Source organism: Corynebacterium pseudopelargi, assembly GCF_003814005.1.
Classification (GTDB): Bacteria; Actinomycetota; Actinomycetes; order Mycobacteriales; family Mycobacteriaceae; genus Corynebacterium; species Corynebacterium pseudopelargi.
Window position 1 is genome coordinate 1,634,051 of the sequence record NZ_CP033898.1, and the last position, 20,276, is coordinate 1,654,326.

Consider the following 20,276-nt stretch of genomic DNA (forward strand, 5'->3'; position numbering starts at 1 on the left):
GCCAAAGGGGTTCACCCGGCCTGCAAAGGCCCAGGGGTTCACACCGCGCCGAAGCCCAGGGGTTCCTAGGCCCGAGGCGTGCAGACCGCATGCAAAAAGGGCACCGCCATGTGGCGATGCCCTTTCGCTGATGTGGACAAGGACTACTTAAGCGTCTTTGTCCTTCTTTTCTTTTGCATCCTCACCAAGGTGGTGGTGGCCTGCGTGCTCGGGCAAGCTCAGCTCGCCTTCGTCTGGCACGGCTTCTTCTGCAGTTTCTTGGTCATGATCGGAGGCAATGTCGTGTTTGACCTCTTCACGCACCGACTCTGCAATTTGTTCGGTTTCAAGCACCGATTCTTCGGTGTAGCGCTGCAGTTGGCGTGCCTGCTTGGAGCTAAAGCGCAGGTTCGGATCCAGCTTGCGGCGTACCAGCTCGTGGATCTTCTCGCGGCGGTTACGCTCCTCGCGGATCTTGGCCAGGCTGCGCATCCAGGCAATGCCCACCACGGCAGCCAAGAAGATGCCCATGTAGCCGAGGATCGGATAGACCAAACCAACCAGGGTTCTAAAGCCGAGGAAGGAGCAGCCCCAGCCCACCACGCAGCTTGCTGCGAACACGGGGTAGAACAACTTGGCGCGGCTGGAGGTAGCGCGCTTACCAAAGGCGTAGAACATCGAGATCGCGGTGTTGAAGATCATGCCGATGATCACGATGGACATGATTAGACCCAAGGTTGGGTGGATCATGTTCACGATGGTGAGCATCGGAACGTCATCTTGGCCAACGCTATCCACCACGGAGTACAGGCCCCAGGTGGAGATGATCATCATGATGCCGTAGATCAGACCGCCCAGCATGCCGCCGAGGCCGGCGGCGCGGGGGTTGAAGTTATTGCCGCCAATGATGATGGACATCGAGCAGCCCATCATCAGAGCCAGGCCAACGTAGTTCAGGGCAGAAACCAACCAGTTGGGGGTTGCGGAGTTGATTTCGCTAGCGGCCGCGTTGAGTACCGCGGTATCGCCGTTGCTGTTGATGATCGCGTAGACCACGGCTACTGCCACGAAGATGATGATCAACGGGGTGATCGAGCCGATCACGTTGGTTACCTTGTCTACATTCAGCAGGCCTGCCAGGAGCACCAGCACCAGCATCATGAAGGAGCCGGCCCAAACTGGCCAACCGAATTGCTGTTCCATGTTGGAACCTGCACCGGCGAACATGACAAAGCCGGTACAAAACAGCGTGATAAGCACACCAATATCGAGGATGCGGGCCACCACTGGGTGGGCGATGCGGCGCAGCACCACCGAGTGGTCATTGGCCAGGAAGTAGCTGCCGAGCTGCAACGCGGCCGTGCCGGCGGCCACCATGACCAATCCGGAGACTAGTGCGCCCCAGATGCCCATTGAGCCGTGGGAGACGAAGTACTGCAACACCTCCTGGCCGGTAGCGAAACCAGCACCGATCACGATGCCTACGAAAGCCATCGCGGTGCTTAGCGTTCTTTTGAGCATGGGTTAGCTCATCCTTTCTCAAGGTGAAGGTCTTCCGAACGGCATGGGTGACATCGCCGTCGGGGTGCCAGCAAAAGCTGGGAAATCAATGAAATTGCTATTAGCTTTGCGCGCTGCTTTGGCAGCAGTGCCGGAGGTACTTCGCCTAGGCAGCGTGCGGGAAAACGAAGAGTTTCTCAGCGTCGTGCTCACAACCGCGACCCGAGCCATCACAGCGTGTGTCGATGTCCGGGTCGTGGAAGAAAAACTCGAAGCTTATGTTACTTCTTATTGGCCTTGCGCTCAGCATGAGCGGCTTTGCGCTGCTCACGCATGTTGCTGCGGCGTTGGCGCGCCTGGGCGCGCTTTTCGCGATCGACGTGAATACGGCGTTCGCGTGCCAGGCGGGCAGCAAAGCGCTGCTGCTCGCGGTAGTCCAGGTAGATCTCGTCGTTGCGCAGATCCTTCAAGATGGCAAACATCAAGGCGATGATCACCACGAGGAAGGGGCTGGCCGCGATGATGGTGAGGTTTTGGAGGTTGCCCAGCACATCGCTGCCGCCGGTCAGCAGCATGGTCATGCCGATCAGACCAACCAGAAGGCCCCAGATTGCAGAGACGTAGCGGTTGGCATCAACCTGGCCGGACTGGCTCATCGAGCCCATCACCGTGGAAGCGGAGTCCGCGGAGGTGATGAAGAAGGTGGCCAGCAAGATCACGGCGATCATGGCGATGACGTGGCCGCCCGGGAAGTGCTGGAGCAAGTCGAAGAGCTGGTATTCGGCATTGCCGTCACCGAAGATCGACTCGCCGATCTGCTCGAGGTGAATAGCGGTGCCACCGAAGATGGCGAACCACACCACGGACACACCAGAGGGCACGAGCATGACGCCGAAGAGGAACTCACGGATGGTTCGGCCACGGGAGATGCGTGCCAGGAACATGCCCACGAAGGGGCTCCAGGAGATCCACCATGCCCAGTAGAAGATGGTCCAGCTGCTGAGCCATTCGCCGGCGGTGCCATCGGAGGACTCGGCGGTGCGGCCGATCATCTCAAAGAAGTTGGAGAGGTATGCGCCGATGGATCCTGGGATGAAGTTCAGGATGGTCACGGTGGGGCCGACCACGAACACGAAGATGGCGATCAGTGCTGCCAGCACCATGTTCATATTCGAGACGTACTGGATGCCCTTGCCAACACCGGACATCGCAGAGATCAGGTATGCCAGGGTGAGCACGGAGACAATCAAGATGATGGTCTTGGTGCCGGGGTTATCGATCAGGCCGGAGGCATCGAGGCCAGCGGAGATCTGTGTGGCACCAATGCCCAAGGAGCAGGCGGTACCGAAGATGGTGGCCACGATGGCAACGAAGTCGATGAAGTTACCCAGTGCGCCCTTTGCGCGACGCTCGCCAATCAGCGGGATAAACGCCGAGCTCAGAAGCTGACGGCGCCCAAGGCGGAAGGTGGAGTAGGCAATGGCCAGACCGAAGATGCCGTAGATTGCCCATGGGTGCAGTGTCCAGTGCAGCAAGGTGGTGGACATTGCTTGGGAAACATCGCGGGGTTCGTGGCCTGGTACGCCATTGAGGTAATCGGTGAGCGGTTCGGCAACGCCGTAGAACATCAGACCGATGCCCATACCGGCTGCGAACATCATGGCAATCCAAGAGACGGTGGAAAACTCTGGTGCTTCGTCGTTGCGGCCAAGTTTGATGCGGCCGAATTTACTCAAGGCCACACCGAAGCCGAATACGAGGAATACCGTGCTAAACAGCACGAATGCCCAACCGAAGTTATCCACTACAAAGGCCAAGGCTGTAGAAGAGAAGCTAGAGAAGCTATCTCGGCCGAAAATGCCCCAGATCACCACGATGAGCGAGACGATCACTGCAGGTGCGGTGACGTGCCAGTTCACTTTGGCTGCGCCCTCGCCCTTATAGGAGCGATCTTCTTCTTTGTAGGTGCTCACAGTCTGGTCTACTTCATCCGCCTCGCTGAGCAACGCAGCCAATTGTGCGGTGGCAGATGAGCCTTCGCGCTGCTGCTCTAGCTGCTCGTTGGGAGTGGATGAAGCTGCACCAGAGGCGGAGGTCTCGGCGTGAGGGACGCCGCCTCCTGTCTCATTCATTTCACCCTGCGCAGGGTTATTTTCGGCAGATTCGTTCATGGTTTCCATGATCCGTATATAGCTTGTTAATTCAAATTGAACTCCAAGGTTCTGCCTAAAATTGCCAGTTTCTTTCATGCAAAAGCACATTTTCTGGCGATGTATAAGCGCAGTACGATCCATAAAAGCACCGCAGGAACGTAACAAAACTATAACAATTGCAGAATACGGGGCATTTTTCCTCTCCTCCGGGCCGATCCAAGCCGCCAAAATCCCCACCCTCCGGCCAAGAAGAAACCCCACCTTTGGCCCGCCAAAACAGGCCAAGGCTTCGCTCGGGGGTCGTGTCGTAGACTGCTACCCATGGCAATCAAGCAACGAAGGCGCGCTCGCAGGCCTCAGGCACCCTCCTATCGTGGCGCCTTTGCTGGAAACGCCGCCTTGCTTGCCACGTCCCCCTATCGCTGGACTCGCGGCGATACGGTCAGCACCGCCATCATTGCTGTTCTGGCGCTAATTACTCGCTTTATCAAGCTCGGAGCCATCACCGACCACGGCACCCCGATTTTTGATGAAAAGCACTATGTGCCCCAGGCCTATGACATTTATGAATCAACCCAAAACCTGCTCATTGGCGGCATTGAGCTCAATCCCGGTTTTGGCCTGGTGGTCCATCCCCCGCTGGCAAAACAAGTAACGGCCATTGGCGAGGCGATCTTCGGCTACACCCCGCTGGGTTGGCGAGTAATGAATGCGCTCATCGGCGTGGCCGTAGTGCTGCTGATTATGGCGCTGTGTAGGCGCCTGACCCATTCCACCTTCGCCGCTACCGTTGCAGGCCTGCTGGCTGTATTCGATGGCGTGTTATTGGTTACTTCGCGCTTTGGCATGCTCGATATTGTGCAGGTGGCGTGCATCGTTGCTGCCGCCTACTTCCTAGTTCTCGATCACCAACAGCAAAATCGTGCCTTTGCTCATGCCTGGAGCACGCATCGGCCGATGTCGCAGTACGGCTATCGGATTGGTTTTCGTTGGTGGCGCTTTGCCTGCGGCATCAGCCTTGGGCTGGCTGTGAGCGTAAAGTGGTCGGGGCTGTATTACATGGCCTTTTTTGGCGTGTTGGCCGTAGGCCTCGATGCTTTTCGACGCCACCGCGTAGGAGCCAAACGCCCAATCCTGGGAGCCCTTGGCCTCGATGCCTTCCCTGCTTTTGCCTCGCTGGTGATCGTGCCGGTAGCACTGTATCTGGCCAGTTGGCGTGCATGGTTTAGCAGCGAAACTTCGGTCTATCGCCACGCGCTCAGCGATGGCACCATTGCCGAGGAAAGCCCCCTGCACTGGCTACCAGAGGCCATCGCCGGCTTTGTGCACTATCACGTCTCGGTGCTGCAATTTCACTCCACCTTGACCAACTCTGAAGGCCACCACCACCCCTGGGAGTCCAAGCCTCTCGATTGGCTGGTAGCAGCTCGACCACTGCTGTATTTTTCTTCCACCGATCAACGCTGCGCCGGTACGACCTGCCAGCAGATGCTCTTCTTATTCGGCACCCCGGCGATCTGGTGGATGACGATCCCGATCGTGATCTGGGCTTGCTACTCGGTGCTGATTCGCAAGCGCTATAGCTACGGCATTCCGCTGGTTGCCTTTCTTGCCGGCTTCCTGCCGTGGCTGCTAAATTACGACCGCCAGATGTACTTCTTTTATGCCACCGCGCTGGTGCCCTTTAGTATCTGCATGCTGGCCATCTGCTGCGATGAATTAGCCCAACCACATCAAGGTTGGCTTGGAAGAGCCAAGCGCTATCGCTTCGCGCCGTCATGGTGGAATCGCCTCAGCAATGGCAGGCGCATCGTGTTGTGCTACCTGGCACTGGTGGTAGCGATGTTCTTCTACTTCTTACCCATCTTGTACGGGTTTATTATTCCTAGTAGTTGGTTTGATCAGCTTATTTGGATACCGAGCTGGTACTAGCGCTCTGAACGCGGGGTGGCGCTTAACGATGCCAAGGTTTCTTTGATCAACACCCATCCTTTTTCGCTCAGCCACGCCACAGCCATGCTGAGCAAGCTGGCAAACAGCAGCACAAGCTGCATGACCATGCTGCCGCCAATGGCACCGGTGAGCAGATCGCGCATGGACATGCCAAAGGTAAACATCCACAATCCACCCACCACGGGCAGCAGCCCTGGGATAAACCTCGGCTGCCAAGCGGTAAACACCAGCCCAAAGGCCAAAGCGCAGCGCAGTGAGACTGCCTCGATTACAAGCTGCTGCTCATAAGGGTCTGCAGCGATCAGATTGGAACTTGGGCGCAAAAGGACCACCACTGCCCAAATAATCCAGGCACAGGCCACCAGCACCATGGCCACTCGTGCCAGTGCCGATCCGGCTGCACGCCGGGCTGCTTCTTGTTGGAAGGTGGATTCCACCCCGTCGAGAATCGCCGCGGAAAGGTCTGGGGCTTGGGGCTGGGCTTGGTGGAATGCGAGCTGGCGGTTGAGCACGGCAGCTTGTTCATAGAAGGCGCGGCATTGCTCGCAGGCATCGACGTGGGCATCGAGGACGTCTTCGCTAATGCCGGGGTCTTCCCCATCAAGGCGTGCAGAAAGCGCCGCCTTGACTTGTTCACAGCTCAGCACGGCTGAGTACCCCATCTACGCTGGCGCGACCACTGCCAAAGATCACAACAATCAGCAAGGCTGCGATCAGTACGAGTGGGTATTCCACTCCACCGTCTTCGAGAAAGAACCCCGAACTAAAGTGCACAAAGTACAACGCGGCCACCATTAGCAGGGCGAGTGCGCCTGCCACGAAGGTGGTAAGCAGGCCGACGATAAGCAAGGAGCCACCGATGAGTTCGCTGCTAGCGGCAAGCACCGCGCTGAGCTTTGGTTGAGGAATACCTAGGGCGCTAAATTGGCCGGTGACTTCGGTGATCCCTTGGATAAAGAATTTTTGGTAGCCGTGGGCAACAAACACCACGCCTAAGACCAGACGAAGGATCAAAAGCGCCGCGTCGCGTATCGCCGGACGATCCATGGGCAATCCTTAGCCCGCCCGGCGGGCGTGCAGATCATCAACCTCGACCGTTTCAACCTCAACGGTATCGAGATGGTCGAAGTCGGGGCTGTCATCATCAATCTCTAACACCACTGCACCGGGGTGGCGCAGACGATCCGGCACACCGAGGGCGCCATCATTGGCATTCCTCACACCCATGCGCGCGCGGCGCAATTGGCGGATCCTGCGACGGCGCAGGGCTTCTTCTGCCAGCACCTGACGGCGCAGGGCCACCAGATAGGTTGCTAGCAGTGCAACGGCAAGCGCACACAGTGCCCAGACCCAACCGCCGGCAAAGATCGCGGCAATAAAGGTGATCAGTGCTGCGGCGCTAAAGCCTGCCACGCACTGCTGGCGTCGGCGCAGGCGCTGTTGGCGATAGGCTCGCGCAGCCTCAGGGTCCCAGCCACCGCGGCCGATTCGGCGTGCAGCGAATTCCAGATCGGTTTGATCCAGTTCTGCGTCTTCATCTTCTAGATCTTCAACGCGCTCTGCTTCGGCAACGGGCTCGGGATCTTCTGCATCGGGGTGCATCCAATCGGCCGGGCCTTCATAGGCATCGCCGTAGGAGTACTCGGGTGCTTCATCTTCAAAGTCGTACTCATCGGCTACCGGCTGAGCCTCGGGCTCTTGCTCAGCTTCTTCGCTCTGGTAGCCGGCAGGCAGCTCGTGTACTACTTCGCCTTCAACCACTGCAGGGATGGGCTCTGCTGCTTCGTCTGCGCCGCGCTTCTTTTTGAACTTATCTTTTGCATCGCGCAGCAGATCGCCCAGGGTTGCACCTGGGGCATCTTCGAGCACATCTTCGGTGTCTTCGGCGAGCACGACCTCATAATCGTCGTGCTCATCGTGGACGTGAATATCCTCTTTGCGCACGCGGGGGCGACGCTGCTGTGGGAGGTCTTCTTCCCCACCTTGGTGCACCACGCGGGTTTCCTCGAAAGCGCCGCCGGCTTTAGAAATGGGGCGATGGCCACGCAGCAACCACGGAGCGAGCACGAAGAGCCACACCGAGGCGATGAGGATGATTGCGATGGTTCCAGACACGAGCCACTTGCCTTTCCGAATCTACGACCCACAGACTGCGGGCGAGTTTTCTCGAAGTTTTAATGTAACCCGCCATATCATGCGGCTCTGGGAGGCACGCCGCGAAGGAAGAAAACCTAAAACACGCGGCCAGCGCGCTTGAGCCGCTCCACGGCAGTCGAGGTATAGCGATCGCGGTTTAAGCCCACAAGGAAGTGATCCTGCCAGCGGCCATTGATATGCATATTGCCGCGCATGAGGCCTTCTTGTTCAAAGCCAACGGCTTCCAACACCGCACCCGAGGCGGGGTTATCTGGCATGTAGGTGGCCTGTACTCGGTGCACACCGATGCGTCGAAAAGCATGATCTACCGCCAAGGCACACGCAGCAGTAGCAATGCCTTTGCCCCATAAAGGCGCATCGACCCAATAGCCCACCATGCAGTCTTGCCAGGGCATCCCCCGAAGTTCATCCAAGGTGATCTGGCCTGCAAACTGCCCATCGACCACGATGGCAAAGGGCACGGCGCGGCCTTGAAACGCCGACTGATTCAGCGGATAAAAATACTGCTTCCAACCCTGCATGGAATGCGCTTGTTCCCAGGTGCCGTGGATGGTGGGCTCTACAGCTTCAAGCACTGCTTGGTTGCGCATTCTTTGCTCACGCCACTGTTGGGCGTGGCGAAATTCCAGGGGATGCAGGCACACGCGATGGAATCGGGACGAGGTTCCCACACGAAGCGTTGGGGTAAATTCCTTCCACCCAGGGTGGCGCGGGTGCCGTGGCCCTGTGCCAGGCTGCGCCGCGGGCTCAAGCCAGCTCAAAAGGCGCTGCATGCTGCTAGCGACCTTGGGATAGGAAGATGACTTCCACGATATCGCCGGGGCGGATCTCTGTGACTTCCTCAGGAATCTGAATCATCGCATTGGCCTCAGACATACCGGCAAGCAAGTGCGCAGGCGCACCATTGGCTGCACCTAAGCCTTCTACCAGGTAATCTTGGGTTTCTGCATCGCGCATCAACCGGGCTCGCACAAAACCTCGGCGGCCGGCTTTAGATCCAACGTGATTCAGCGCCCTGGCCCTCACGGTGCGCCGCTTCGGATTTCGCTTGCCTAGGCTGAGCCTGATCATCGGGCGCACGAAGGTTTCAAAGATCACCAATGAGCTCACCGGGTTGCTAGGCAGCAGGAACACCGGGGTGTCTTCTGCGATCATGCCAAAACCCTGCACAGAGCCGGGGTGCATGGCTACTCGGGTGGTATCAATCTCGCCGATTTGCTGGAGCACTTCGCGCACATGCTCCGACCCTGAGCCGCCAACTGCACCAGAAATCACGATGATCTCACTGCGCACGGCTTGAGCCTCAATGATTTCGCGAATCCTGCGCGGCTCGCCGGCGGCAATGCCAACGCGGTGCACATCAGCCCCCGCATCACGCCCGGCGGCGGCAAGGGCATAAGAATTCACATCAAAGACCTGGCCTAGGCCGGGGTCGCGGTCAATATCTACCAGCTCATGGCCAATAGAGATGATGGAAAGCCGCGGGCGCGGATACACCAGCACCTTCGAGCGGCCTACTGCTGCAAGCAGTCCAATGTGTGCCGGGCCAATGATCGCACCGCTGCTGATGGCTACATCACCTGGGGTGATATCGTCGCCGGCTTTGCGCACGAATTCCCCCGAACGCACCGGCCTGGTAGCGCTCACGCGCTTTTTGCCTCGATCAGACCATTCCAGTGGCAACACCGCATCAGCCAAGGCCGGAATTGGGGCGCCGGTGTGCACGCGCACCGCTTGTTTGGGTTGCAGGCGCAGCGGTTTTTGAGAACCCGCCGCTACCTCACCTACCACGGGCAAGGAGGCCTCCATGGGGACTGGCCCCGATCCGCGGCCAAGGCCGCGTTCGCCACCAACATCCACGGCACGGATGGCGTAGCCATCGATCACTGCCTGATCAAAGCCCGGCAAGGGGCGAGTGGCCTGCACTTCCTCGGCGCACATCAGCCCGAGTGATTCCGCAATAGCAATGCGGACAGGCTCAGGAACCACCGCTGCTTCTTCCACGATGGCGAGTTGCTGCTCAACTGAGCGCACTGAGTACTCCTTCCGGGGATCGGTGCACAGCACCTGCACATCTGCACCAGATCAAAGGCGCAGTCATGCTGCCTATCCACCCTTATTCAACTGCCCTTTTTACTGTAATGCAGTCGCCCTTGCACACGGGGTGGGCATCACAGATGTTGTAGCAGCCTACACGCCGTGCTCGTCGAGGATCTCGCGTAGCACCTGGCGCAAATGCGGGCCATAGACGGGGTGTGCGAGGCCAAAGTCCACCACTGCCGGGATATAGCCGCCGGGATTGCCCAGATCATGGCGCTTTCCTTCGTGCACCACGATGTGCACGGGGTGGCCTTCTTGGATCAGCAGATCGATGGCATCGGTTAATTGCAGTTCTCCGCCGGCACCTGGGGTGATGCGGCGCAAGGCATCAAAGATGGCGCGATCTAGTAGGTATCGTCCGGTGGCAACGAAGGTGGAAGGTGCTGCTTCTTTACTGGGCTTTTCCACCATGCCGCGCACGCGCTTGACGGTGTGCGGGCCATCGTATTCCACTTCTTCGATTTCAAATACGCCGTAGTTGACTACTTCGTCTTCATCAACATCGAAGGCGCACAGCACGCTGCCGCCGAGCTCGTTGCGGACCTCAAGCATCTTTTCTACCGCGCCGGTGGGCAACACCAGGTCGTCGGGAAGCATGACGGCCACGACGTCTTCTTCTTCGTCTAAGACCGACTCCGCCAGGCCCACGGCGTGGCCAAGCCCCAGGGGTTCAGGCTGTTCGACGGCCACGGCTTGGATCAGTTCTGCGGCTCGTCGAACCTTGGCAAGCTGTTCATCTTTGCCGCGTGATTCCAGCGTTTTTTCCAGATGCGGGAAACGCTTGAAGTGCTCAAGTACCTCTTGTTTATTGGGTGCAGTAATGACTGCAAGGCGGCTGGCCCCTAATTGCGCGGCCTCTTCAGCGATCAGCTCGATTCCCGGCGTATCTACTACCGGGAGCAACTCTTTTGGCACGGTTTTCGTGGCGGGCAGGAATCGGGTTCCCATGCCTGCTGCTGGCACCACGACGGTTTTTACCGCGCACCTATTGTGTTCGCTGGGTGTGGTCATAGGGGGAAGTGTACAACGCGATGGGGGTGATTTAGGGCTGCGCCACTGTAGCTAGTGCGCATTATTTTCACCACATCAACACACGATCTTCTGCCCCCTTCTCCCCCACCTTTACTCACGCTACCGGCTTGGCTTCACGCGCCATTAGCATGAATGGTTATGCAGCCAGATAGCGCGAATCCAGCAGCCCAAAAATCCCAACAACGTGCCGATTTTTCCGCTCGCCGCAAGGCCATGTCGCCTGCCGATCGCGACACAGCCAATCGCGCCATCCTCGCCTATGTGGAGCAGCTTTTACACTCCACCCAAGCCCAGCGCGTGGCAGCCTATGTCCCAGGTGCCTTAGAACCGGGTGGACCGGAACTTGTGGAGTTTCTACACCAGCGTTGCGCAGAGCTTTGGTTGCCGTGCTGTTTGCCCAAAGGGGTGCTGCAGTGGGGCCAGTATGCATCTCCTGCCACCCTGCGTCCTGGGCGCTACAACATCCCCGAGCCACCTGCCCCCTATTACCCCAGCTCGATCTTGGAGGAGCTGGATCTGATTTTTGTTCCAGCCCTTGCCGCCTCTGCCAAAGGCATCCGCCTTGGCAAGGGAGCCGGTTTCTATGATCGCGCCCTAGAAGGGATCACCACTGCCACGGCATTGTTGCTTTTCCAACACGAATACCCGCAGGATATTGCCACCGAGGCCCATGACGCCGGCTGCGATTGGACCATTACCCCGGATAAACTTTGGCCGAACGAATGCCGAATTTTCCTACCCTGAGGGAACCGCAGCGCGAGTTTTTCGTCTAAGTATGGTGTGAATAGTTTTCTTACTCGCCTCAAACACCCCGGTTTTGCCCGCACGCTGCTGATTCGTCGCATATTGGCCATCTGTTTATTGCTCGCAGCGATCAGCATTGCGTTGAGTTCACGCGCTTCCGATCAGGCAACGGCCCTGCGATATACCCGCGACGTTGCCGCAGGCGAGGTGCTCCAAGAAGGCGATATTGAGCAGATCGGCGTTGCCCAGCACTTGGCTCAAGGCCTCCAAGCATCGGATGTGGTGGGCAGGATCGCCCTGCTTGATCGCCGCGCGGGAAGTCTTGCGGCGGCAGGTGATGTGCTTGATCCGGAGCTCACCAGCGCCGCTGTGGGCGAAATCTCTCCACACCATGACGGCCAGCAGGCTCACATTGTGCCTTTAACGCTTGTCGACGCCACCGCGGCCACCATGTTGGTGCCCGGGGATACCGTCACGGTGCTCAGCGCCGGTACTGATGATGCCCCGGCGCAGATCATTGCAGAAGGTGCGCAGGTTATTTTCGCAGGCCAAAAGGATAAAGGCGGCAATGTGGGCTCGCAACGTGAGCTTCAAGGGGTGTTATTGCGTTTAGATGCCCAGTCTGCTCAGGCGGTGGCCGCGGCTTCGCTTTCGCAGCCTTTGGCCGTGGTGATTACTGGTGCGCGCTCGCAATAGTGCCACTGCTGCCCGCACCGTAGCGCTGACAGATTCGCCCAATAGTTGCCATGCCAACTACTCTTAGCTGGATTGTGCCAAACCATAATGGATGGCGCCTGCACTAGCTTGAACCTTAAAAAAGAATTGGAGTACCCCATGCTCAAGGGCTTTAGAGACTTTATTTTGCGCGGCAATGTTGTAGAACTGGCCGTGGCCGTGGTGATTGGTTCTGCCTTCACCGCGATCGTGACCTCGTTTTCCGATCACCTGATCAACCCCATGATCGCCTCACTCGGCGGCGCCGATGTTTCTGGCCTGGGCTTCTATATCCGCCAGGGCAATGAGGCCACCTTCATGGACTTCGGTGCGGTGCTGACTGCCTTTATTAACTTCCTCATCGTGGCAGCAGTGGTGTACTTCGTGCTGATCGTGCCGATGAACAAACTCAGCCAATTGCAGCTGCTTCGCCGTGGCGTAGATGAACAAAGCGAAGATGACGCACCTGTTTCAATCGAAGCAGAACTGCTGACGGAAATCCGCGATCTGCTGCGCAAAGAGCAAGGCCTTGCCCCGCGCAATAGCGATGCCCCTGAGTCTCACTAGCAGGGCACTACACCCCCGCTCACAGCCTATGAGCGGGGGTGTTTTTTAGCTTTCGCCACCATAATGCGGTGGCATTTGTTCTTTCCAGAATTGCGATTCGCTCAACTCCGGTGCCTCGGCATCGAGTTCAACCACCCTTTGGGCATCGGCGCTGCTTGGGAACTGCACCTCATCGGCGTTGCGATCATAAGCCTCAGGGCAGGTGCGGGTGGTTCTTCTGCGTTGTTTTCTAGGCACTAGACATCCATGGAGGCGCGTCGCAATTGATCGATCAGGTGGTGCACCAGGGGCGGCAACGTGGCCATGCCATCACGAATAGCAGCACGCGATGCAGCAAGATTCACAATCACCGTGGATCCAGACACACCAGCGATGCCACGAGATGTGCAGGCATCCACTGCCCCGCAGGCCAGGCCAGAAGCGCGTAAGGCCTGGGCGATGCCGGGGACGTTCTTATCAAGCAGATCGCGAGTGACTTCCGGGGTGTGATCGCGAGGCCCAACGCCGGTGCCGCCGACGGTGAGCACCAAGTCCACACCACCGGCCACGCCCGTTTCAATGGCTTTGCGGATTTCCGAACGGCGCTTGGTTACCTCTACAACTCCATCGACCTTGAAGTCGGCCTCGCTGAGCAACTCCGCAGTCAAACGATCGGTATCTACACCTGAGCGCATGGTGTGATCGGTGACTAACACGATTAATGCGCAGCGTGGGGCGTCGAAAAGCTCCTGCTCCTGGGCTTTGAAGAATTCCTCGGAGGGCTCTTCGATATCGAAGCGCGAATCTACATCGCGTTGGCTATTGGGGAAGATCTCAGAAGCATTCACAAGGAATAGGCCCTTCCGCGTTGAGCCTAGGGGCCAGCACTTGAGGCGCAAACACCCTGGCATTAAGGGATGAAGACGTATGTTGCACTTAAACCTACTCGTTCGTGAGCGTGACCTCTACCTCTCGCGGATTCGAACCATCTTGATCCACCAACTGCACCTTGACCGTCTGGCCAAAATCATTCGAACGCACCGCAGCCACCAAAGCATCGGCGCTATCAATGGAACGATCACCAACGCGAATAATCACATCACCGCGCTTGATACCTGCACGATCGCCAGGTCCATCAGGCTGCACCTCGGCCACCAAGGCACCACGGACATTCGCATTAGCGGCAACCTCCACACCAATCATGGGCTGGGTAGCTTCACCATTATCAATGAGCTGCTGTGCCACGCGGCGGGCGAAATTAGAAGGAATAGCAAAGCCCAAACCAATAGAACCAGCGGTCGTTTCCTGAGTATTGCTCAACGAGGCAATCATGGAGTTCATACCAATCAAATTGCCCTGCATATCCACCAAAGGGCCACCAGAGTTACCGGGGTTAATGGCAGCATCGGTTTGGATTGCATCAATCAAAGAAGACTGCCCAGTGGTAGCACCAGAAGCACGAACCGGACGATTCACGGCAGAAACGATGCCGGTAGTCACCGTGGCGGAAAGACCCAAAGGTGAACCAATGGCCACCACCTGCTGACCGACGGCCAACTGGGAAGAATCGCCAAAGCTAATGGTGGGCAAGCCCTCAGCGCCGCGCAGCTTAATCACTGCAACGTCAGTATTGGGATCGCCTGCCACAAAATCAGCCTCAAACTGGCGCCCATCGTTTAACACCACCGCCATGCGAGCCGCGCCATTGGCGGCAGCAGAAACCACGTGATTATTGGTCAAGATGTAACCATCAGAGGAAATAATCGAACCCGAGCCCTCATCACCACCACTGCGGCCTACCACCTGGATAGACACCACCGAAGGCAACACCTTCGCAGCTACCGCTTCCACCGAACCCTCCGCGGGCGGCTCACCGGTGGTATCGCTCACCGGCTGATTGAAGGCCTCGATAGCCGAAGAAGCAGTCTCGGGCTGCTGCGAGCGATAGGCATACACACCAGTGACCGAACCGGCCGCAATCGCACCAACCAGCGTCATGGCAATCGCCGTAGCTAAAGACACACGCTTGCGTTCACGCGGCTGCACCGCCACAGGCGTAGCGGCCCACTGCTGCCCGTTATCAGCGCCATGCTCGCCTTGACCATTGGCAGAAGGATACGTGCCGGCGTCCTTGTGACCCTGAGCATTTCCGGCAGCGTAGTGCTGCGTGGGGTGTTCTGCTTGGCGCCAGCCCGATGCCGCATCGCCGTGCTGGGAGGCCTGCGGCTGGGCCGGTTGGGTGTGCTGCGGCTGGGCCTGCTGGGCGTGCTGCGGCTGTGCCTGCTGGGCTGCGTGGGAGTGTTGGTTGTGCTGACCATAAGGGCTTTGCACTCGCTCTAGCTTGGAGGTTTCCTCCGTGGAACGCTGCGCAAAAGGATCGCTGGTGGGATGGTTCATTGGCTCGTTATTAGACCCGCGGGTGGGCTCATTGGGATCAGTCATGGTGGATACTATGCAACCACAGACTGCCCCGGTACTGGAATCACACTTAGCAATTCATTGCCAGTTCCTGTGAGCTTGCTTGGAACACCGCCCGCGCTGCAACCCACACCGCGCTGGGGCAACACCACCCCGCAAAACAACCCGCAACCGGAGCAACCCACCCTGGAGCTACCCACCCAGCAGCACCACCAGGCAGTCGGATACCTGCAAAAGAAAAACCGCCACCTTCAAGCAGGTGGCGGTTGTTTTCTAGGGGAGCTTAGAACTGCTCAACCTCTACAAGACCAAGCTGAGCGGCCTTGACCAAACGGCGCGGAATGCGCACGGTCTGGCCGTCAATCTTGACTTCCTGGAGGGCGACGTTGTCGGCCTTCCACTGGGAACGACGGGAGCGCGTGTTAGCACGCGACATGCGACGCTTCGGTACTGCCATGGTATTTCCCTCCTCTTAAGCCTTCTTCTTGCGGCGGGCCATGCCACCGAAACGACGCTGGAACTTCTCAACACGGCCAGCGGTGTCCATAACACGCTGAGCACCGGTCCAGAAGGGGTGAGATTCGCTGGTCACGTCAACGACGATCAGCGGGTACTCATTGCCATCTTCCCATTCAACGGTGCGCTGGCTGGTTGCGGTGGAGCGGGTGAGGAACTTGGTTCCGGTGCCCGCATCCTGGAAGACTACCGGGTGGTAGTCCGGGTGGATGTCTTTCTTCATATGTCGATTCCCTCAGGATTGATACTTCAGGTCGCTTCTACGCCACATGCGCAGATCGTGCCTGAGTTGGGTTCGCTTACTCGAAGCTCCGCGATCAGCACGGAGACAACTTTGCGTATCTTACACCCCGCCGCCGCTTCTAGCTAATCGACGCCCCACGCCCGCCATATCCAACGCCCGCGCGGGGATACTTATATATAAGGTCTTCTCCACTACCCCACCGCCAGCACAGCTTGCATACTGGGCGGCTTGGAAGCCCATGCGTCACAGTGGCCACAGTTTCTTAGGCGATTAGGTCTTGACGCGCCTTTGGAGTATGGTTGTCTCTTGCTGTTGTCGAAATTGTTCGTATATCGCCCTCGTCAACTTCCTCTCCGCACTATTGACCTGCTTAAACGCAGTGAAATGGCGCGGAATTTTGCAGGTATTGAACGTGGGCGGCTAGGAGAAAGAAACCCATGTCGGCTATTTGCCAGGTCACGGGACGCAAGCCGTCGTTCGGCAAGTCCGTCTCGCACTCGCACCGACGCACGTCTCGCCGTTGGAACCCCAACGTGCAGCGTCGTAAGTTCTACCTGCCCTCCGAGGGCCGTACCATCACCCTGAATGTTTCCACCAAGGGTCTGAAGATTATCGACCGCGACGGCATCGAGTCCGTTGTGGCAAAGCTTCGAGCACGTGGGGAGAAGATCTAAAAGATGGCACGTAATGACATTCGTCCGATCATCAAGCTGAAGTCTACGGCTGGCACCGGTTACACCTACGTCACCCGTAAGAACAAGCGCAATAACCCCGACCGCATCACGCTGAAGAAGTACGATCCGGTAGCCCGCAAGCACGTCGAATTCCGCGAGGAGCGATAATCTATGGCTAAGAAGTCCAAGATCGCCAAGAACGAGCAGCGCAAGGAAATCGTCGCCCGCTACGCGGAGCGCCGTAACGAGCTCAAGGCAATCATCAAGAACCCGAATTCCACCGACGAAGAGCGCCTGGACGCACAGTTCGAGCTGAACCGTCAGCCCCGCGACGCCTCCCCGGTACGCGTACGCAACCGCGACTCCCGCGATGGTCGCCCCCGTGGCTACCTGCGCAAGTTCGGTGTTTCCCGTGTCCGTATGCGCGAGATGGCTCACCGCGGTGAGCTGCCTGGTGTTCGTAAGTCCAGCTGGTAATCAGGGAGTTTTCAAATGAAGCGCAATAACATGAAGAAGGCGCGGATGGAGCAGTCCCGCCGCCCCAAGAAGAATCCGCTCAAGGCTAAAGGCGTTGAGAAGGTGGACTACAAGGACATCGAAACCTTGCGTCTGTTCATCTCCGATCGCCACAAGATCCGTTCCCGTCGCGTGACCGGCCTGACCCCGCAGCAGCAGCGTCAGGTTGCCACCGCCGTGAAGAACGCCCGCGAAATGGCTCTCCTGCCGTTCACCAGCCGCTAAATTTCGGCTAGGGCAATTTACGCCCGCACACGCGGGCAACGACAGCACTGAAGCGCCCCCAGAGTTTTCACTCTGGCGGGCGCGTTGTCGTATCTACGGCCATGGCCTTTGGTGCCAACTGCTACATTTTAAAGGCGCGGTACATGCCAACCCGGCACATGCCATCTAAACCCCAACCTTGATAAAAGGAGCCTCACCTTGTTGCATGAGTCGCTCGAAGATCTCTCTGAGGTGGCCCAGCACTGCGATGATCTCGCTACCGTTCGCGGCGTGATCGCAGAAAGCCAAGACCTCATGCGCAATGCTGTGGATCACGCCGCCAAGCCCCAAGAACTTGTGGCCTGGTATTCACGCCTCATTAGCGATGCTTTGCACAGCGAAGGCGTACTAGAAGCCACCGGCGGGCTCAGGCTCGTGTTATCCGGGGCTGTGGGGCGCGGCGATGCGCTGCCTTCCTCTACCATCACCTGGCTGGCACTCTCCCCCACCGGCGGCCACGACGAGGTTGCAGATACTACCGATGTGGTGGCGGGAATGTTGCGCGATCTTGGGCTCAATGTTGCACAGGCCTCGCTTCGCTCGGCTCCGGCTAGCAGGCAGCAATGGCTTGAACGCATCGAGGCAGCCACCGGTCAAACCTTGGCCTTCTATGCAGATGCCGGCACCTGGTCGCTTCGTCGGGTCAACGATCTTTCCCCCACCGAGGATCTATTGCAGCAAGCACTAGCACTGCAGCCGCCTTTGGTGCACAGCCAGCAAGGTTTGCCAAGTACGGCCGCTGTGGTTTCTGTACGCGATCAGCTCCTTGCTCCCATCGTGGGGCTTGCGCGTTGGGCTGGTGTCGCTGCCGAATGCCCAAGCGCTGCCACCCCAGATCGCTTGCAGTATGCCCAGCACGCTCAGATCTTAAGCGAGACGGAAGTGACCTCGTTGCTGCAGGCTTTCGACGCCGCCCAGGATCTGGAATTGCAGCGTTGGCGCCAGCGCGTGCAGGCAGCCCACACCACACCGGCTAGCCTGACGGCCATTCAGCGCAGTGTGTTTGGTGCGAGTGCCCGCCTTGTTGCCGATGTGATGCGCGCGGTGCAGCAACGCAATCATGGCGTTGATGTGCCCGGTTCCGGCGCTAGCGTAGAATAGACTGATATTTTCTAAGCCAAAGTGGTAAAGCCTGATTATCTCGCTTCACCCTAAGGCAAGTGTTGGATTCATAAGCTGGCATGTTCCAGCTTGGTCGTTGTGAGATGAAAGTGGTGACACCATGGCAGGAGCCGTCGGACGCCCGCGCAAGCATAGCCCGCGCCGTCGCGGTAATACTGCTCGCGAGGAGATCTTAGACGCCTCCGCGGAACTGTTCACTACCCGCGGTTTTGCCACCACCTCTACCCACCAGATCGCCGATTCGGTGGGTATCCGCCAGGCATCGCTGTACTACCACTTTCCTTCTAAGACGGAAATCTTTTTAACTCTGCTCAATTCCACGGTGGAGCCTTCGACTCGTTTGGCAGCAAGCCTGCACGATGTGGATGCTGAACCCACCTTGCGTTTGTGGGCGCTCACGGCCGCCGAGAGCCGTCTGCTGCTTTCTACCAGGTGGAATATTGGCAGGCTGTATCAACTGCCGGTGGCCTCCTCTGAGGAGTTCGCCGCTTATCACGAGCAGCGTGCGGCCTTGGCGGGAGTCTTCCGCGACTTGGCTGCAGCGATCGTTGGCGAGGATGATCCTCGGGTGGATCTTCCCTTCCACATCGCCTTGAGCGTGATTGAAATGCGCGCAAATGATGGCGTGATTCCCGAGGAACTAAGCCAAGACCACCTGCCGGCGCTTGCCATTATGCTTGCCGACGCCGCGCTTGCAGTCCTCGGCGCCCCCTTGCCCGAGCAGCGCGAACAACGCACCCTTGCCCTGCTTGCCGAGGTAGCCAAGGAAAGCTAATTAGCTATTCAGGTTTGCCCGCTCGAGTACGCGCTCGGCCTGGGCAATCAGTGGTGCATCCACCATTTCCCCGTCGAGCTTAAAAGCACCCGGATACTGCGAGGCCTTCTCTACTACCCTTTGAGCCCACTGCACTTGCTGCGGCTCAGGCGCATAGGCGCGGCGCACCACCGCAATCTGCTTTGGGTGGATGCAGGCAGTTGCAGCGAAACCGCTGCGGGCTGCATCCACGGCCTCTTCAAATTGGCCTGCCTCGTCGTGGAAATCTGCGTGCACCGCATCGATGCTGATCTTGCCTGCGGCAGCGGCATGAATATGCATCAGTGCGCGGGTGGTGCGCATGGTGTCTCGATACGCCAGGCGGTGGGGTTCGTCGTCAAGATAGCGTGAGTGGGTGCCACCAAGCATGGTGGTGAGATCTTCTGCACCCCAGAACAAGCCAACAACATTGGGGTGCGTTGCAATGTCTTGAAGGTGTACAACCGCCAGCGGGGTTTCGATCATGGCGATGACGTGGAATTCATCCAGGCCTTCAGGAATTTGCTCATAGACCTTCGGCAGCATAACGGTGCGGTATTCGGTGCTGCGCACAAATTCGATGTCTTCTTCAAAGTGCTCATCGCTTGGGCCTACGGTGCGCACGATGGTGGTGGCGGGGTCGAGTCCCGCCTCGCGGATATTTTGATAGGCCTGTTGCCGATCAAGGTTGCCTGCACCGTCTTCTAAATCGAGGATCACCATGTCTGCCTGAGCAGCAGCTTTTGGTATCACCTCTGCGCGATTTGCGGGGGCAAACAGGAGTGCAGGTCCAGGAATTGCGAAGCTCATGGCCATAAGCCTAGTGCCCCAGGCGATTGCCTGGGGCACGA

24 protein-coding genes are annotated in these 20,276 nt (G+C 58.3%); 10 read left to right on the forward strand and 14 right to left on the reverse strand.

Annotation, left to right across the window (positions count from 1 at the left end):
- Nucleotides 1-147: 147 nt before the first annotated feature.
- Both CPPEL_RS07625 and CPPEL_RS07630 read right to left on the reverse strand, forming a co-directional pair.
- Complete coding sequence (locus tag CPPEL_RS07625) at nucleotides 148-1,500, reverse strand: YkvI family membrane protein (protein WP_206608922.1); 1,353 nt, start codon at nucleotides 1,498-1,500, stop codon at nucleotides 148-150.
- Nucleotides 1,501-1,760: 260 nt separating this feature from the next.
- On the reverse strand, nucleotides 1,761-3,611 hold the full coding sequence (locus CPPEL_RS07630; protein ID WP_425453822.1) for a BCCT family transporter: 1,851 nt from the start codon (nucleotides 3,609-3,611) through the stop codon (nucleotides 1,761-1,763).
- Between the two features lie 342 nt (nucleotides 3,612-3,953).
- Between CPPEL_RS07630 and CPPEL_RS07635 the strand changes: the two genes are divergently transcribed.
- Nucleotides 3,954-5,564 (forward strand): dolichyl-phosphate-mannose--protein mannosyltransferase, encoded by a 1,611-nt coding sequence (locus tag CPPEL_RS07635; RefSeq protein WP_123960557.1) that lies wholly within the window; start codon nucleotides 3,954-3,956, stop codon nucleotides 5,562-5,564.
- Here the strand turns inward: CPPEL_RS07635 and CPPEL_RS07640 are convergent.
- From CPPEL_RS07640 to CPPEL_RS07665, 6 genes are all read right to left on the reverse strand, one after another.
- On the reverse strand, nucleotides 5,561-6,247 hold the full coding sequence (locus CPPEL_RS07640) for a zf-HC2 domain-containing protein (protein ID WP_123960558.1): 687 nt from the start codon (nucleotides 6,245-6,247) through the stop codon (nucleotides 5,561-5,563). The two genes, CPPEL_RS07635 and CPPEL_RS07640, sit on opposite strands and share 4 nt — an antisense overlap.
- Nucleotides 6,219-6,632: a DoxX family protein gene (locus CPPEL_RS07645; RefSeq protein WP_123960559.1), complete on the reverse strand. Its 414-nt coding sequence runs from the start codon at nucleotides 6,630-6,632 to the stop codon at nucleotides 6,219-6,221. The genes CPPEL_RS07640 and CPPEL_RS07645 overlap by 29 nt, the downstream gene beginning before the upstream one ends.
- Before the next feature lie 9 nt (nucleotides 6,633-6,641).
- Nucleotides 6,642-7,700: a divisome protein SepX/GlpR gene (gene sepX, locus CPPEL_RS07650; protein WP_123960560.1), complete on the reverse strand. Its 1,059-nt coding sequence runs from the start codon at nucleotides 7,698-7,700 to the stop codon at nucleotides 6,642-6,644.
- 116 nt (nucleotides 7,701-7,816) lie between these two features.
- Nucleotides 7,817-8,515, reverse strand: a complete 699-nt coding sequence (locus CPPEL_RS07655) for a GNAT family N-acetyltransferase (RefSeq protein WP_123960561.1) — start codon at nucleotides 8,513-8,515, stop codon at nucleotides 7,817-7,819.
- A gap of 4 nt (nucleotides 8,516-8,519) precedes the next feature.
- Nucleotides 8,520-9,776: a molybdotransferase-like divisome protein Glp gene (gene glp / locus CPPEL_RS07660; protein ID WP_123960562.1), complete on the reverse strand. Its 1,257-nt coding sequence runs from the start codon at nucleotides 9,774-9,776 to the stop codon at nucleotides 8,520-8,522.
- A 156-nt stretch (nucleotides 9,777-9,932) separates the two neighbouring features.
- Nucleotides 9,933-10,853, reverse strand: a complete 921-nt coding sequence (locus CPPEL_RS07665; RefSeq protein ID WP_123960563.1) for a UTP--glucose-1-phosphate uridylyltransferase — start codon at nucleotides 10,851-10,853, stop codon at nucleotides 9,933-9,935.
- 159 nt (nucleotides 10,854-11,012) lie between these two features.
- Between CPPEL_RS07665 and CPPEL_RS07670 the strand changes: the two genes are divergently transcribed.
- The 3 genes from CPPEL_RS07670 to mscL all read left to right on the forward strand — a co-directional run bounded on the left by CPPEL_RS07670 (nucleotide 11,013) and on the right by mscL (nucleotide 12,899).
- Nucleotides 11,013-11,618: a 5-formyltetrahydrofolate cyclo-ligase gene (locus CPPEL_RS07670; RefSeq protein WP_164470398.1), complete on the forward strand. Its 606-nt coding sequence runs from the start codon at nucleotides 11,013-11,015 to the stop codon at nucleotides 11,616-11,618.
- Between the two features lie 36 nt (nucleotides 11,619-11,654).
- Nucleotides 11,655-12,314, forward strand: coding sequence for a CpaB family protein (locus CPPEL_RS07675; RefSeq protein WP_123960565.1), 660 nt, complete (start codon nucleotides 11,655-11,657; stop codon nucleotides 12,312-12,314).
- 138 nt (nucleotides 12,315-12,452) lie between these two features.
- Nucleotides 12,453-12,899 (forward strand): large conductance mechanosensitive channel protein MscL, encoded by a 447-nt coding sequence (gene mscL / locus CPPEL_RS07680; RefSeq protein WP_123961285.1) that lies wholly within the window; start codon nucleotides 12,453-12,455, stop codon nucleotides 12,897-12,899.
- 45 nt (nucleotides 12,900-12,944) lie between these two features.
- Here mscL and CPPEL_RS07685 read toward each other — a convergent pair whose 3' ends face one another.
- The 5 genes from CPPEL_RS07685 to CPPEL_RS07705 form a co-directional block, all read right to left on the reverse strand.
- Nucleotides 12,945-13,136: a hypothetical protein gene (locus tag CPPEL_RS07685; RefSeq protein WP_245990419.1), complete on the reverse strand. Its 192-nt coding sequence runs from the start codon at nucleotides 13,134-13,136 to the stop codon at nucleotides 12,945-12,947.
- Entirely contained in the window at nucleotides 13,136-13,726 is a 591-nt protein-coding gene (locus CPPEL_RS07690) for a MogA/MoaB family molybdenum cofactor biosynthesis protein (RefSeq protein WP_245990420.1), read from the reverse strand. Before CPPEL_RS07690 ends, CPPEL_RS07685 begins: the two co-directional genes overlap by 1 nt.
- A 94-nt stretch (nucleotides 13,727-13,820) precedes the next feature.
- Entirely contained in the window at nucleotides 13,821-15,320 is a 1,500-nt protein-coding gene (locus tag CPPEL_RS07695; RefSeq protein WP_123960568.1) for a S1C family serine protease, read from the reverse strand.
- 259 nt (nucleotides 15,321-15,579) lie between these two features.
- Nucleotides 15,580-15,753, reverse strand: a complete 174-nt coding sequence (gene rpmF / locus CPPEL_RS07700; RefSeq protein WP_013911085.1) for a 50S ribosomal protein L32 — start codon at nucleotides 15,751-15,753, stop codon at nucleotides 15,580-15,582.
- 15 nt (nucleotides 15,754-15,768) lie between these two features.
- Nucleotides 15,769-16,035, reverse strand: coding sequence for a type B 50S ribosomal protein L31 (locus tag CPPEL_RS07705; RefSeq protein ID WP_123960569.1), 267 nt, complete (start codon nucleotides 16,033-16,035; stop codon nucleotides 15,769-15,771).
- Between the two features lie 458 nt (nucleotides 16,036-16,493).
- Here CPPEL_RS07705 and rpmB point away from each other — a divergent pair, with 458 nt between their 5' ends.
- The 6 genes from rpmB (at nucleotide 16,494) to CPPEL_RS07735 (ending at nucleotide 19,407) form a co-directional block, all read left to right on the forward strand.
- Entirely contained in the window at nucleotides 16,494-16,730 is a 237-nt protein-coding gene (gene rpmB / locus CPPEL_RS07710) for a 50S ribosomal protein L28 (RefSeq protein ID WP_123960570.1), read from the forward strand.
- Between the two features lie 3 nt (nucleotides 16,731-16,733).
- A complete protein-coding gene (gene rpmG / locus CPPEL_RS07715; RefSeq protein ID WP_012359793.1) occupies nucleotides 16,734-16,898 on the forward strand; it encodes a 50S ribosomal protein L33 in 165 nt (54 codons plus the stop codon).
- Between the two features lie 3 nt (nucleotides 16,899-16,901).
- Complete coding sequence (gene rpsN, locus CPPEL_RS07720) at nucleotides 16,902-17,207, forward strand: 30S ribosomal protein S14 (RefSeq protein ID WP_123933490.1); 306 nt, start codon at nucleotides 16,902-16,904, stop codon at nucleotides 17,205-17,207.
- A gap of 15 nt (nucleotides 17,208-17,222) precedes the next feature.
- Entirely contained in the window at nucleotides 17,223-17,471 is a 249-nt protein-coding gene (gene rpsR / locus CPPEL_RS07725; RefSeq protein WP_123933489.1) for a 30S ribosomal protein S18, read from the forward strand.
- A 198-nt stretch (nucleotides 17,472-17,669) separates the two neighbouring features.
- On the forward strand, nucleotides 17,670-18,611 hold the full coding sequence (locus CPPEL_RS07730; RefSeq protein WP_123960571.1) for a putative nucleotidyltransferase substrate binding domain-containing protein: 942 nt from the start codon (nucleotides 17,670-17,672) through the stop codon (nucleotides 18,609-18,611).
- A gap of 121 nt (nucleotides 18,612-18,732) precedes the next feature.
- A complete protein-coding gene (locus CPPEL_RS07735) occupies nucleotides 18,733-19,407 on the forward strand; it encodes a TetR/AcrR family transcriptional regulator (protein ID WP_123960572.1) in 675 nt (224 codons plus the stop codon).
- On the opposite strand, the gene CPPEL_RS07740 is transcribed toward CPPEL_RS07735, so the two are convergent.
- Nucleotides 19,408-20,235, reverse strand: coding sequence for an HpcH/HpaI aldolase/citrate lyase family protein (locus tag CPPEL_RS07740; protein ID WP_123960573.1), 828 nt, complete (start codon nucleotides 20,233-20,235; stop codon nucleotides 19,408-19,410).
- Between the last annotated feature and the right edge of the window lie 41 nt (nucleotides 20,236-20,276).